This window comes from Chryseobacterium sp. FR054 (assembly GCF_056844565.1).
In genome coordinates this window covers 1121508-1135764 of record NZ_JBXDSA010000002.1, presented here as the reverse complement: position 1 = coordinate 1135764, position 14257 = coordinate 1121508, and the positions used below count along the sequence as shown (strand labels likewise).

Here is a 14257-nt window from a genome sequence, read left to right as displayed (position 1 = left end):
TTAAAAATTCTACCTGATTATTTTTTACCTGTTAAATTTCAGTCCCGGTTATATTGTTCCGGGACTTTTTTATACAGATAATATAAGACTGAAAGAACAGGAACAAGCACCAGAATTCTCACAGGGACAGAAAATCTTTCAGTTTCATTATCAAAAAGAAAATTGGGAAATACCGTTACCAGAACTATTGATATGAAGAAAAAGATCATTTCAAACCAGGTCAATGAATGGCCGGGCTGATAAGTTTTTCCCAACCTGTCGCACAAGATCCAGAATCCTGTAAAAAGAATCATAAACGGAAAACTCCATATCCTGAATGTGTCCCAGGCAATTGAATGGAGAAGTAACGGTGATGCCGATACAGCAGCAAGCACTAAAAGAACATATATGTTTATTCTGCTGAACTGTTTGTATACCATGTACATCATAAAAAGCAGGGGTATTCCGTAGCTTATGGTTCCTGTGGAAATAAAAACCCTCTGCAGAAAATGGGGAGCTTCGCTTCTGAAATGATTTCCAAAACCATCAGAATAAGCAGCTGCCACTGAATTGATCACCTTTTTCCCGATCAGTCCCGTATCCTGAAGATAATTAAAGATAAGCCGGCGGTTATCCTGTCCGCAACATTCCTGGTAAATAAACACAGAAACCACCACCGCAGCGGGAAACAATAAACAGATCCCGATCATTTTCAGCAGATGTGAAGTAAAAATCTGCTGATGATCCCTGAATTCGTTCATCATCAGTGCAAAAATGCAGACCGGAACCATCAGAACAAAAGAAATCTCATGCGCAACAATACTGAATGCCATAATCAGCGAAGCCGGTACAATTTTTTTCTCACGGATCAGGCAAACCGACAATAAGGTCATCAGGAAAATAAGATGATCAAAATAACCGATCAGGTGTGCTGAGAATATGATGTACTGCGATAAAAAGAATACCGTATAAAACAGAACTTTCTCAATACTGTAATTTCTCCAGGTATTTCCGACTGCAATTATAAACAGTACGGCATACAGCAGAAATAAGACCACTGATGACAGGATCAGGATATTGAACTCATTTTTCTCAAAAAAGAAACCAAAGATCTCTCCCAGCAGTCCTCTTTTAATGAATCCGAAACGGTAATCCATCAGCCAGTGCGCCACAGCCCATTGCCCGGGAACCCTTATGGTCTTAAAAACACTGAATGACAATGCAAACAGATACAGAAAAGCAATGAGAAGCTTATGATTTCTGTGCATCCGTTTTCTATATGGTCATTGAAAAGATTCTGGTTTCCGGTTTGTTTCTCATCATTCTGAGGTCAAAAACCATCGCTACATTCCTTGTAAATGCTCTTCCTTTTTCTGTAATTTTAATCCGGTTATTGCTGATCTCCACCAATTCATCATTTTCCATTTCTTTCAGCATTTCCAGTGCATTTTCCAGTTCAGGGAAAGAGTTTCCGGCATCAAAAGAAGTTTCAAGCTGGCACATCAGATTAAGAATATGTCTTCGCACGGTAAGATCTTCTCCGTTAAGGATATGGCCTTTTACTACAGGAATTTCTCCTTCTTCCACTGCCTTCTGGTATTCTTCCACCGTTTTTACGTTCTGGGCAAAAGCATACCATGAATCGGAGATTGCAGACATTCCCAGACCTACCATCAGCTGGGTATTGCTTGAGGTATATCCCATAAAGTTACGGTGAAGCTTTTTATGGATCAGCGACTGATACAGATCATCGTGTTCCAGGGAGAAATGGTCCATTCCCACTTCAATATATCCCAGATCCTGAAGCAGTTTTTTACCGTCTTCATACAGGCGGCGCTTTTCTTCCCCGCTCGGAAGGTCATTTTCATCAAATCCTCTCTGCCCCACTCCTTTTACCCACGGAACGTGAGCATATGAATAGAAAGCCAGACGGTCCGGCTTCAGTTCCATTGTTTTTCTGATCGTATGCTCCATTGCTTCCCAGGTCTGATGCGGAAGCCCGAAAACAAGATCATGACTGATTCCTCTGTAACCGATCTCTTTAGCCCATTCGGTAACGTTTTTCACATTTTCAAAAGGCTGAATCCTGTTGATGGCTTTCTGCACCTTAGGATCATAATCCTGTACTCCGAAGCTCACTCTTCTGAATCCCAGATCATACAATGTCTGAAGATGCTCTCTGGTGGTATTGTTCGGATGTCCTTCAAAAGAAAATTCAGGATGTTCTGCAATTTCTACGGTAGCAAAAATTCCTTCCAGTAATATTTTCAGGTTCTCCGGAGAAAAGAACGTGGGTGTTCCTCCTCCCAGGTGAAGCTCTTTCAGCCTGGGCCTTTCATTGAACAGGTCAAGATACAGTTTCCACTCTTTCAACACGCTTTCCAGGTAAGGTGTTTCAACGCTGTGCTGTTTGGTTATACGTTTGTGGCAGGCACAGAATGTACATAATGCTTCACAGAAAGGCAAATGAATATAAATAGAAATTCCCTCCCCAGCATTGCTCTCATGAAAAGACCTGATAACGCTTTCCTTCCATTTTTCCGGTGAAAACGTTGTTTCATCCCAATACGGGACGGTAGGATAAGAAGTGTAACGCGGCCCGGGAATATTATATTTATCGATTAAAGAGTTCATCTTGAAAATTAAAATTTTATTGGAACGGTAAAATTCAGTCTTACCGGATTCCATAGTGCAAAATTAACCATTACTGATGAATTTTGACCTATGAATTATATTAGGTTCTATTTTATAATGAATCTAAATACTTTCATAAAACCCTTCTGACAGGCTGATATTAAACATCTTCCCCCGTCATTGAATCTACTCTGATCGGGGAAGTTATTTTCTATGATTAAAATTTATATTTTCTTTAAACAGAAACGATGGAAAATTGGGGTTAACTATTTTTTAGAATTTCAGCTTCATCATCATAATCCGCCCGTTTCCTGCGAATACCACAGAATGATCATCTACCCAATCGCATACAAACAGTCCTTTTTCATCGGAAATCTTTTTCCATGTTTTCCCGAAGTCTGATGAATAACTGATGTGCTGATCTCCAACAGAGATGATGTCTTTTCCTTTTGAACCCGGCTTAATCTTTACACAGGTCGTATAGCCTGCATTCTGACCGGAAGCCTGAACCTGCCAGGTTTTTCCGGCATCACGGCTTGTCGCAATATTATTAATATTTTCAGCCTGTTTGGTATAATCGCCTCCCACTGCAATGCCGAACTGATCTTCAAAAAAATCTACTGAATACATCCCCTGTGCCCCATCTCCCTGTATAAAAGGCGTTTCAAAAACTTCCGTCTTCTCATTTTTCAGGTTAAGTCTTAAAATCCTTGAAGCCTTTCCTCCTGTTGCAATCCACAGGTAATTTTCCGAAGAAGCGATATTGGTATTACTGGCAGCGAAGGCCGCTTCCCCGCTGTTCAGTTTTATATTATTTTTGAACATACTCCACTTTCCGTTTCTCAGGACAGCAAGCTTCAGTATATTATCCGGAGCCGCATCGCTGAAAGTAAAGGCCAGTTTATCATTCACAAAATGTAAGGCATCATAGAAAGCCGTTTTGGCGGTATCGGTAAAAACCACCTGGGATTTCAGATCTTTTTTATCAATTTTAAAGAAATAAGCCGGACTTACTATATTGATTGCATAGAAGGAATTCCTGTCCTGAGCCAGTGTCCTGAATTCAAGCTTTTTATCTGAAAGTTTAATCTGCTTACGCTTTTCAGGATCTTTAAGATCTACATAGCCGAATTTTGAATCTGACCCGCTGTACCATACCTTATGATCATACAGCTCAATAGCTCTTATGCTGATCTTATCTTCAAAAACAGGGGTAAAGCTTTCAACCTGCTGAGCCAATGACCATATTCCCCAGCCTGACAATACAATGGAAAAAATCTTTTTCATAGGCATAAAATAAAAAAACCGCCGAAGCGGTTTGTATTAATAATTAATCGATGTTTTTATATTTTTCAGGATTGTTCAGTTTACTGTTTGATCTTCCGTAAAGAAAATAGATCAATCCTCCCAACAGCAGCCATGCGGCAGAAAGTTCCAGTGCATGAGCACTTAGTCTTGAAATCAGAAACAGGTTAATCACCACTCCCAAAATCACTACAATCTGATAAGCCGGTACTTTGAAAGGTCTGATTAAATTGGGTTCTTTCTTTCTCATTACCCATACCGCGATACAAACCAGGGTAAACGCAAACAGAGTTCCGAAACTTGTCATATCCGCCAATGTGGAAATAGGTGTAAACGCTGCAATAAACGCCACGATAGTTCCTAACAGGATGATTCCTTTGTAAGGCGTTTTTGTTTTTGGATGAAGTTCACCGAAGAACCCGGGGATCAACCCGTCTTTTGCCATACCGATAAAGATTCTGGACTGCCCCATCATCATTACCATCACTACGGAGATCAATCCTACCGTAGCTGCAATGGTCACAATATTACTTGCCCAGTGTTTTCCTGCAATTTCAAAAGCGTAGGCAACCGGAGCTTTAATCGCATCCGGGAATTTCCCTTCAGGATTGAAGTCTGTATAATGCATCATTCCCGTTAACACAAGAGATACGCAGATATACAATGCTGTACAGATTAATAATGAAGTGATAATCGCAAAAGGAACGTCTTTTTTAGGGTTAATGGCTTCTCCTGCCTGTGTAGAAACAGCATCAAAACCAATATAGGCAAAAAAGATAGCCGCGGCTCCCGAAATAATCCCCTGAATACCATAGGCCGAGACCATATCTCCTTCAGAGTTTTTGATCTTTATCTGATCGGGAATAAAAGGTTTCCAGTTCTTTACTCCGTCAGCAGCATTATAAAGATCTGTATTGGAAAAGATGATATAAATTCCGGCAATGATTACGAAAACAACTGCCGCAGTCTTTAATAATACGATCAGGTTGTTTGCTCCAGCCGCTTCTTTAGTACCTTTTACCAATAATGCGGTAATCAGTAAAACAAGAATAAATGCAGGAAGGTTCATTGAAAACCCCTCTCCTGTATAACTGGCAGGATCGGAGGTGAGATAGGCGGGTAAATGAACTCCGAAAATTTTCAGAAATTTGGTAAAATAGCCGGACCAGCTCACGGAGACTGCCATACTTGCCATAGCATATTCCAGAATGAGACACCAGCCCATCGCCCATGCAAAAATTTCACCTACCGTTCCGTATGCATATGCATATGCAGATCCTTCAACAGGAATAATAGATGCAAATTCTGCATAACATAATGCGGCAAAAACACAGGCAATACCTGCTATAATAAACGAGATAGCCAATGCCGGTCCCGCATGGTAATAAGCTCCTGTTCCGGTAAGAACAAAAATTCCACCGCCAATGATGGCTCCTACTCCAATTGCTGTTAAACTCCATTTTCCCAGGACTTTCTTCAGCTCACTTTTCTGCATATCTGCCTCATAGGCACTCAGTGGCTTCTTAACCCAAATTTTAGACATGTTTTTTATTTATTAAGGATTTACGAAAATATAAAAATTTTACAAACCTTAACGTTTATTGACAAACTTTAATGATTTATTTTACATTAAACAGCCTAAAAAACTGATTAACACTTTATTTAAATTATTTCATGAAGTGTTAATTTTTGTTTACTTTTGGCCGCATGAATTTATATGATCTCTTCGTAAAGCCTTATGAAAAATATGATACTTTGCAAATCATACTGGAGGCTTCGGGAGCTTTTTTCGGAATTCTGAGTGTCTATTTTTCCATCAGGAAGAATATCTGGGTATACCCTACCGGGATTATTTCCACACTCATCTACGTTTATATTCTTTTTAACTTCGGATTGCTGGGAGACTGCATGATCAATGTATATTATACCGCCATGAGTATTTACGGATGGATCCTATGGTCTAAAAACTCGGAGGATCATATTCATGTGGAAGTTTCCTGGGCTACCCGGAAGGAAAGAATGTTTGCAGGACTGCTTTTTATCGTCAGCCTGGCATTGGTTACTCTTGTTTATTATTACAAACCTTATATTGACAACCATTTTTCCATGAAAGGAACCAACCTGGGATTATATCATCTTGACTGGGCCAACTGGCTTGATGTAATCACCACTTCTATATTTTTAGTGGGAATGTGGTTTATGGCCAAACAGCGCATTGAGAACTGGTTTTTCTGGATTATCGGAGATTTTATCTGTATCCCTATGATGATTTTTAAGGAGCTTGGCATCACTTCGGTTCAATATTTGGTATTTACAATAATGGCTATCTTAGGATACCTTAACTGGAAAAAAAATTTAAAAGAAAAAAGTACAAAAAAGTCATGAAAAATTTATTTAGAATAGCGCTCAGTCTTACAGTCATTATCGGTTTATCATCCTGTCTGGCTTATGCTGACGGATATGCCAATAACGGATATGGAGACCCCTATTATAACAACGGATATTATTATGCTCCGTCCGGATATTACGGCAGTGGCGGTTATTATGGTAATGACGGCTACTATTACAGAAACGACATCAATTATTATTATGATAACGGAGCTCCTTATTATTACTACAATTACAACAACAGCAGAAGAAAAGTGTATGTGGAAAGAAGGAATAGCGGAACGGTAACCTCACAGAGACCGAATAGCGGATTCAGAGGTGAGCCTACCGGAGGCGGTAATAACAACGGATTCAGAAGTAACAATAGCGGAGGGTTCAGAAACTCCACAGGTACTCAGAATAACAACAATTACCAGAATAATCAGGGTACGAGAAATACCGGAGGATTCCGAAATTCTTCAGGTACGCAGAACAGCAACAATACCCAGAATAATCAGGGAACCAGAAATAATACAGGAGGGTTCAGAAATACACAGCAGTATAATAATCAGAACCAAAACCAGAATCAGAACCAGAACGGAGGGTTCAGAAACAATTCAGGCTCTCAGAATACGCCACCGCCAAGTACCAATACTTCGAGACAGTCGGGAGGTTTTAGATAAAACGATTATAAATAACATCACGGACAGTTTTCACTGTCCGTTTTTCGTTTAAAATATATTAATTTTGCTCGTTAATTTTAGATCAGAAAGAATATGGAATTTTATAAATACCAGGGAACGGGAAATGACTTTGTAATGATAGACAACCGTGACCTTCAGTTCCCTAAAGACAAAGATATTATTGAAAAACTTTGCGACCGGCGTTTCGGAATTGGTGCCGACGGGCTTATCCTTCTTGAAAATGATGACCAGTATGACTTCAAAATGGTATATTATAATTCGGACGGCGGAGAAAGTACCATGTGCGGAAACGGCGGAAGATGCCTGGTTGCTTTTGCTTTCTTCCTTGACATCTTTGAAGATAAATGTAAGTTTATTGCCATAGACGGTGAACATGAGGCTGAAATTCACAACGGAATTATCAGGCTAAAAATGATTGATGTTCATACGGTTTCCAATGACGGTGAAGACACCGTGATGAATACAGGATCTCCCCATTATGTAAAGTATGTGGAAGATCTGGTGAATTACAATGTTTTTGCAGAAGGAAACGGAATCCGGAATTCAGAAAATTATAAAGAAAAAGGCATCAATGTGAATTTTGTGGAAAAAATTACAGATGATGAAATTTTTGTAAGAACCTATGAACGAGGTGTTGAGGATGAAACTTACAGCTGCGGGACAGGAGTTACAGCTTCGGCTTTAACTTTTCTGCAGAAAAACAATCTAATCTCTGTAAAAGTTAAAACTTTGGGGGGAAATCTTAAAGTATATGCGGAGAAAAACGGAAATTCTTTCTGCAACATCTGGCTGGAAGGTCCCGCAAAGCAGGTTTTTAAGGGTAAAGTAGATCTTATCTAAAAGACAGAAACTTTTAATCAACATTTTATTAAAGAATGAAAAAAACGGTTCTCATTATCGTTCTGCTGATATTGGCAGCAGCAGGATTTTTTGGTTTGAGATTTTATAATACCTATTACGGAAACAACGTTGCAAAGGACGGGTATGTGCTGATTCCCCACAAAGCAAGTTTCAGGCAGGTGCTTGATTCTGTTGCCCCGTATGTGAAAAATAAAGAAGCTTTTGAAACGGTAGCCAAAGATAAGGGGCTGGACAAATATTTTAAACCCGGCCGCTATCATTTTGAGGAAGGAGCAGGAAACACGAATCTCGTGAATATGATCAAAGCCGGAAATCAGACGGCCAACAGTTTCAGAATCGGAGATTTTGGGGATATGTACCAGATGATCGGGAAGGTAACGAAGAAGACGGAGCTGGATTCTCTACATTTTGTAAATGATCTGAATGAAATTGCTGTGGAAAAAGGTTACAGAAATGCGGAAGACCTGAAAAAATATTTTTTCATTGATACGTATAATTTTTACTGGACCGTGAGCCCACGCGAATTTTTCAAAAAATTTGATGAACAGTACCAGGACTTCTGGACGGGCGAAAGACAAAACAAGGAGCAGCAGTCCGGACTCACCAGAGATCAGATCTATGCGCTGGCCTCTATTGTATACAAAGAATCGGGAGGTAAGAAAGATGAAATGAAAACAATTGCCGGGCTTTACCTTAACCGTTACAGAAAAGGGATGAAACTTCAGTCTGACCCCACCGTGATTTATGCAATCAACAAGCAGACGAATTTCAAAGAGCCGATCAAAAGAGTTCTGTACAAACATTTATCTACGCCGTCTCCTTATAACACGTACGCCAATGCAGGAATTCCTCCGGGACCAATCTGTGTGGTGGATAAAAATTCCGTAGATGCGGTGCTGGAAGCTGAAAACAACAATTATATTTTTATGTGTGCAGACCCTGCCAGATTCGGCTATCACAAATTTACAGCAAGTGCTGAAGAACATGCCGTGAATGCAAAAGCCTATCAGGACTGGCTGAATTCTAAAAATATTAAATAAAAAATAATTTTAACTTTATTTTAACAGATCAATAACTAACATTTAGCATTTTAATAATACATATATACCATAAATAATAAACAAATCGTAATATTTTGAAACTCAGCCCAATTAATGATTTCACAATATTAAGAGGTATAATTTCATGATTTTACACAAAAACTAACTTATGAATCAGACGGAAATTGTCAGTATTTTCACTAAAAAAACTTTAGCGCTTACTTTTGTGCTGTCGGCCGCTGCTATGGCCTTTGCACAGGAAAAAGCAGGGGTTTCTGGAACTGTTGTCAACAAAAACAACCAGCCTGTTCCCTACGCTTCAGTAACGTTCAGCAATAAAGCCAACAAAGCATTAAGTGATGCCGTACTGACCGATGAAAAAGGACAGTATAAACTGGAGCTTGTCCCTGGAAATTACGACATTACAGTAGAGGCAATTGATTACAGGAAAAGCACAGTCAACAAAAGCATTACCGGCCCGGGAAGCATCGGAGCCTTATCTATACAACCTGAAGCAGCCACTACTCTGGACGGAAAAACACAGGAAATCCAGGGAGTTGTTATCACTGCGGCGGCTACGAAACCTTATAAAGTAGAACTGGATAAGAAAACCTACGACCCGTCTCAGGATATCGTAAGTAAGGGAGGAAACCTTCAGGATGTACTTTCCAATGTTCCTTCGGTTTCTGTGGATACGGACGGAACGGTTTCTATGAGAGGAAGCTCCAATGTGAAATTCCTGATCAACGGTAAGCCTTCTGCCCTTCTGGGAATTGATGACGGAGCCAATGCTCTTCAGAGTATTCCTGCTGATCAGATCGAGAGAATTGAAGTGATCACCAATCCTTCTTCCAAATTTGAGGCGAGCGGAACTTCAGGGATCCTGAATATCATCCTTAAAAAGAATAAAAAAATAGGTTTCAACGGAAGTGTGATCGGTACTTTAGGTTATCTTCCGAGAACTGCACTGAACACCAACCTCAGCTGGAGAAAAAACAACTGGACGTGGTTCCTGAACGGCGGCGGCGGTTACTCTGAAAACAAGAGTAAAAACGATACGGAAACTACCTACCACAATATTGCCTTTCCTGATGTAGATCCTACAGCAAGTCCGTTTTTACAGCCGAGAGATATACCTACATATCAGCTTCAGAACTCAAGAAACAAGAGCTATAACAAGAACTATAATGCAAGCGCCGGCTTTGTTTATGATATTTCAGATAAAACGTCTGTTAATTTATCAGGGGTTGTAAGAACATTTGAAAGTGACAACAGTGAACTTCTCAATACATACGACAGTTTTTACCGCTATAACAGAACTCTGAATACCTGGAACCTGCTTACTCCATTCGGACAGAGAGACTCTGAAGGAAGAAGCACCAATCTTGCCTTCCAGGGAGATCTGGGACTGGATCACAAATTTGACGATAAAGGACAGAATTTATCCGTATCATTAAGTGTGCAGCGAAACAGAAGTGTCAACAATTCCAATATTCTGGAAACTTCAGATTCCGAATTTGTTCAGCAGGATATTACCCGAAGATATTCCGTAAACAGATCCATTATCGGAAAAGCGGATTATGAACTTCCGATCGGCGAACAGTCTAAGCTTGAAGCAGGATACAGAATAGACGTGAACAACAATGATTACGACAACACGGTAAACAGTACTTCCAATAATCCTTTTCTCCTTGACTACAACAATAAGACGGATTATCGTGAAATGTTCAATGCCTTCTACCTGCAGTTTAAAAGCAAAATCGGAGAAAAGTTTGCTTATCAGTTAGGATTAAGAGATGAGCTTTCAAATGTTAAGATCGACTATACAAGCCTGAATCCCAATAAGGAACCGTTGAATAAAAATAAAAATTACAACAATTTATTCCCGAGTGTGTTTTTAAGCTATGATATTGCTAAAAACAACCAGATTTTGGTAAACTATTCCCGAAGAATAGACAGACCGAGATCTTTCTTCCTGGTTCCTTTCCCGAATTACAGCAACAGCCAGAATGTATTTGAAGGAAATATTGATCTGAACCCTTCTTACGTAGACTCCTATGAAGTGGGATATAATATTACGAAAAAGAAATTCACGATCAATCCTACCCTTTATTACAGACACGCAACGGATGACACCAAAATGCTTGTTTACAGACCAGATGAAAGCCAGAGTGTTTTCTATACCAAGCCGATCAATCTAGGCAATGACGACCGTTATGGTTTGGATCTGAATTTCACTTACGATCCGTTCTCATGGTTAAAAGTTATGGGTAGCTTAGATATGTTCGGTTATAAAACAACGGGTATTGCTTACTATGACACAAAAGATTCAGACGGAAATGCAAAAACAGGAACGATGAACTTCACTGGAGACGGTTTTTCTACCAGAGCCCGTCTTAATACCACATTTAAGATCGACAAGACGTTAAGTGTACAGCTTCAAGGGTTTTACAGAGGAGCTCAGAAAACAGCCAACCAGAATACGGAAGATATGTATGCTCTGAATCTGGGTGCTTCCAAAACGATCTGGAAAGGAGACGGAACCATCTCTTTCAATATCCAGGATATTTTCAACACCAGAAACAGAGAGGTATTAAGTTTCAACAGTGATTATTCCCGCCGAAACTATATGCAGTGGCAGCCAAGACAGTTCTCTATTGCTTTAACTTACCGATTCAAGCAGGGTGAAAAAATAGAGCAGCCGAAGAAGAAAAAAGACATCAACGCCAATGAATCCGGCGACGACCAGCAGGGTCCGATGTAATCATAAAAAATCCCGAAATTAATTTTTCGGGATTTTTCTTTATTTTACAGTTTCTGTCTGTTCGAATTTTTCTTTCTCAGCTTCGTAAATCCTTCTTCTCAGGTCGCTCGTGGAAAATCTGTGATCTCTTTTATTATAAAAAATCTCTATTCCTTTTTCCTCACAATACTGTTTACCTGTAAAGTCTCTGTCCATATAATCGTCACCAATGATTCTTACATCAATGACAAAAGATTTCAGGATGTCCAGCAGGTCTTCTTCGGTGTAGTAAGGGATAATTTCGTCAACCGCATTTACGGCCTTTAACTGGATATATCTTTCTACAATGGTCTGGCTCGGTCTGTTTTTATTCGGTCTGTCGTGGGAAGGATCGATCTGGAGGCCTACGATTAAATAATCACATACTGTTTTGGCTTCTTCAAGCATTTTGATATGCCCTGCGTGCAGCAGGTCGAATGAGGAAAAGGTAATACCTATTTTTTGTGTCTTCATATTGTTTTTAATTTTAAAATTCCGCTGAGATAAATGTTCTTTTAAACGGGTAAAAGACCGGTGATTCAGGGAAGATATGTTGTAATTCGTTTTTATATTCTTTTTTAAAGTCTTCTTTCAGCTCATCGGGAAGTTTTTCCATATAAGGAATCATAGCTGTTCCTGAAGCCCAGGTAAATACCGCATCTGCATTTTCAAGAACATGGGGGAATACCTTTTCGAAAACCATGATTTCTTTTCCTTTATTTTCAAATAAAATATTAGCATAATCTTCGATCTTCAAAACCGTATATTCTCTCTGCCATGAGTTATAAGCTGTTTTATACGGTTCTTTTTCCGCTATTTTTCTCAGCAGCTGATGTACTATATATTCATGGTTGGAAGGAATCTGAACGGCAAGCTGCCCTCCCGGTTTAATTTTACTGATGATCCTCGGAAAAAGTTCTTTATGATTGCTGCACCACTGGATGGCCGCGTTGGAAATAATAAGGTCAAAGCTATCGGGCAGGTTCAGCTGTTCTTCAATTGACCTCTGCTCAAAATGAAGTCTGCTTGTTTTATAATGAGCTGCCTTTTCAAGCATTTCGGCTGAAGAATCTATTCCTACAACTTTAGAATCTTCCAGATAGTCCAGAAGTTTAGACGTCAGTTCTCCTGTACCGCATCCAAGATCTATGACGGACAGATCTGTTCCTGATTTTACGAGCTTCAGCAGGTCAAAAAAAGGGGCTGAGCGTTCTTCTTTGAATTGGTCGTATACTTCGGGATTCCAGGCCATAATATAGGTGTTTTTTAGTTATTTCTCGACTGAAGATATTTCTGCCACTCCCAGGTTGTTCTCAATGATTCTTCCAGCGAAGTTTCAGACTTCCAGTGCAGTTCTTTTTCAGCTTTACCAGCATCGGCATAAGCTACGGTAATATCTCCTTCTCTTCTCGGGCAGATCTGGTAAGGGACTTCTACATTATTGGCTCTTTCAAAGGCCTTTACCACTTCCAGTACGGAAGAACCTTTTCCTGTTCCCAGATTGAAAATATCAATTACCGTTTCATGATGGTCATTCTGCATCAGCTTTTTAAGTGCACTTACATGCGCTTTTGCCAGATCAACGATGTAGATATAATCGCGAACGGCTGTTCCGTCTTCGGTATCATAATCATCACCCCAGATGCTTAGTTTTTCACGGATTCCTGCGGCTGTCTGGGTCACATAAGGAACCAGATTATTCGGAATTCCGATCGGAAGTTCTCCCAGTATCCCTGAAGGATGGGCACCAATCGGGTTGAAATATCTCAGCAACGAAATTTTCCGGTGATAGGCTTTTGCAAAATCAATCAGAATCTCCTCTCCCATCTGCTTGGTCTTTCCATAGACGCTTTCAGGAAGTTTCAGCGGGGTATTTTCATCGATCGGCATTTTTTCAGCCTGCCCGTATACGGTGCATGAGGAACTGAAAATAAAGTTTGAAATACCTCTCTCTTTGAACTCCTGAAGAATATTGATCAGGGAGAATAAATTGTTTTCGTAATAATCTACCGGTTTCAACTGGCTCTCTCCGACTGCTTTTGAAGCTGCAAAATTAATACAGCCTTCTATTTTATGTGCATCAAAAACCTGGGTAAGGAGTTCTCTGCGTCTTAAATCAAAGGGGTAGAAAACCGGTTTCTTTCCTGTGATTTCTTCAATATTGTTTAAAATAAACCTCTCCGAATTGGAAAGATCGTCTACAATAACAACTTCAAAGCCGTTATTGATCAGTTCTACTACTGTGTGGGAACCAATGTATCCAAGCCCGCCTGTAACAAGTATCGCCATTTTTATTCTTTAATCTTCGTGTTTTCCTATGTTTTCAATTTCTCCTTCTGCCGGAGTATGTTTAAAATAATTTATAAGTATAACCGGGCCTGCAACAAATAATATATTTGAAAATATATAAAGGAATGTGTATAATGCAGGACTTGTAGTTTTTTGATATTTAACATAAAAAATTAATCTATGAAAAATAATCATTAAGAATAAAGAAATATTTAAATAAAAAAACATTTTTCTAGATTCTTAAATATGCTCACAAACGTTACAGTTAATAATGGAAGTATTAAAAATATAATGCA

12 protein-coding genes are annotated in these 14257 nt (G+C 39.4%); 5 read left to right on the top strand and 7 right to left on the bottom strand.

The window, feature by feature from the left end; genetic code table 11:
• Window positions 1–38: 38 nt before the first annotated feature.
• From AC106S_RS12390 to AC106S_RS12375, 4 genes are all read right to left on the bottom strand, one after another.
• Window positions 39–1247 carry a hypothetical protein gene (locus AC106S_RS12390; protein WP_482439452.1) on the bottom strand — a complete coding sequence of 403 codons (1209 nt, stop codon included), beginning with the start codon at window positions 1245–1247 and terminating at the stop codon, window positions 39–41.
• Between the two features lie 7 nt (window positions 1248–1254).
• Window positions 1255–2613 (bottom strand): oxygen-independent coproporphyrinogen III oxidase, encoded by a 1359-nt coding sequence (gene hemN / locus AC106S_RS12385; RefSeq protein WP_482439450.1) that lies wholly within the window; start codon window positions 2611–2613, stop codon window positions 1255–1257.
• A gap of 273 nt (window positions 2614–2886) precedes the next feature.
• Window positions 2887–3900, bottom strand: a complete 1014-nt coding sequence (locus tag AC106S_RS12380) for a WD40/YVTN/BNR-like repeat-containing protein (RefSeq protein WP_482439449.1) — start codon at window positions 3898–3900, stop codon at window positions 2887–2889.
• Between the two features lie 43 nt (window positions 3901–3943).
• Window positions 3944–5461, bottom strand: coding sequence for an amino acid permease (locus tag AC106S_RS12375; RefSeq protein ID WP_482439448.1), 1518 nt, complete (start codon window positions 5459–5461; stop codon window positions 3944–3946).
• A 164-nt stretch (window positions 5462–5625) separates the two neighbouring features.
• Between AC106S_RS12375 and pnuC the strand changes: the two genes are divergently transcribed.
• From pnuC to AC106S_RS12350, 5 genes are all read left to right on the top strand, one after another.
• Window positions 5626–6303 (top strand): nicotinamide riboside transporter PnuC, encoded by a 678-nt coding sequence (gene pnuC / locus AC106S_RS12370; protein WP_482439446.1) that lies wholly within the window; start codon window positions 5626–5628, stop codon window positions 6301–6303.
• Complete coding sequence (locus tag AC106S_RS12365; protein ID WP_482439445.1) at window positions 6300–6968, top strand: hypothetical protein; 669 nt, start codon at window positions 6300–6302, stop codon at window positions 6966–6968. Before pnuC ends, AC106S_RS12365 begins: the two co-directional genes overlap by 4 nt.
• Window positions 6969–7061: 93 nt before the next feature.
• Window positions 7062–7829, top strand: a complete 768-nt coding sequence (gene dapF, locus AC106S_RS12360) for a diaminopimelate epimerase (RefSeq protein WP_482439444.1) — start codon at window positions 7062–7064, stop codon at window positions 7827–7829.
• Window positions 7830–7864: 35 nt separating this feature from the next.
• Window positions 7865–8890, top strand: coding sequence for an endolytic transglycosylase MltG (gene mltG / locus AC106S_RS12355; RefSeq protein ID WP_482439442.1), 1026 nt, complete (start codon window positions 7865–7867; stop codon window positions 8888–8890).
• A 169-nt stretch (window positions 8891–9059) separates the two neighbouring features.
• The gene (locus AC106S_RS12350; RefSeq protein WP_482439440.1) at window positions 9060–11654 is read left to right on the top strand and encodes a TonB-dependent receptor domain-containing protein; all 2595 of its coding nucleotides are present in this window, start codon (window positions 9060–9062) and stop codon (window positions 11652–11654) included.
• A gap of 39 nt (window positions 11655–11693) precedes the next feature.
• Here the strand turns inward: AC106S_RS12350 and AC106S_RS12345 are convergent, their stop codons facing one another.
• The 3 genes from AC106S_RS12345 to galE are packed head-to-tail and all read right to left on the bottom strand — an operon-like array spanning window position 11694 to window position 13961.
• Window positions 11694–12146 carry an adenylyltransferase/cytidyltransferase family protein gene (locus AC106S_RS12345; protein ID WP_482439439.1) on the bottom strand — a complete coding sequence of 151 codons (453 nt, stop codon included), beginning with the start codon at window positions 12144–12146 and terminating at the stop codon, window positions 11694–11696.
• A 13-nt stretch (window positions 12147–12159) separates the two neighbouring features.
• On the bottom strand, window positions 12160–12924 hold the full coding sequence (locus tag AC106S_RS12340; protein ID WP_482439437.1) for a methyltransferase domain-containing protein: 765 nt from the start codon (window positions 12922–12924) through the stop codon (window positions 12160–12162).
• Window positions 12925–12938: 14 nt separating this feature from the next.
• Window positions 12939–13961: a UDP-glucose 4-epimerase GalE gene (gene galE / locus AC106S_RS12335; RefSeq protein WP_482439435.1), complete on the bottom strand. Its 1023-nt coding sequence runs from the start codon at window positions 13959–13961 to the stop codon at window positions 12939–12941.
• Window positions 13962–14257 lie beyond the last annotated feature (296 nt).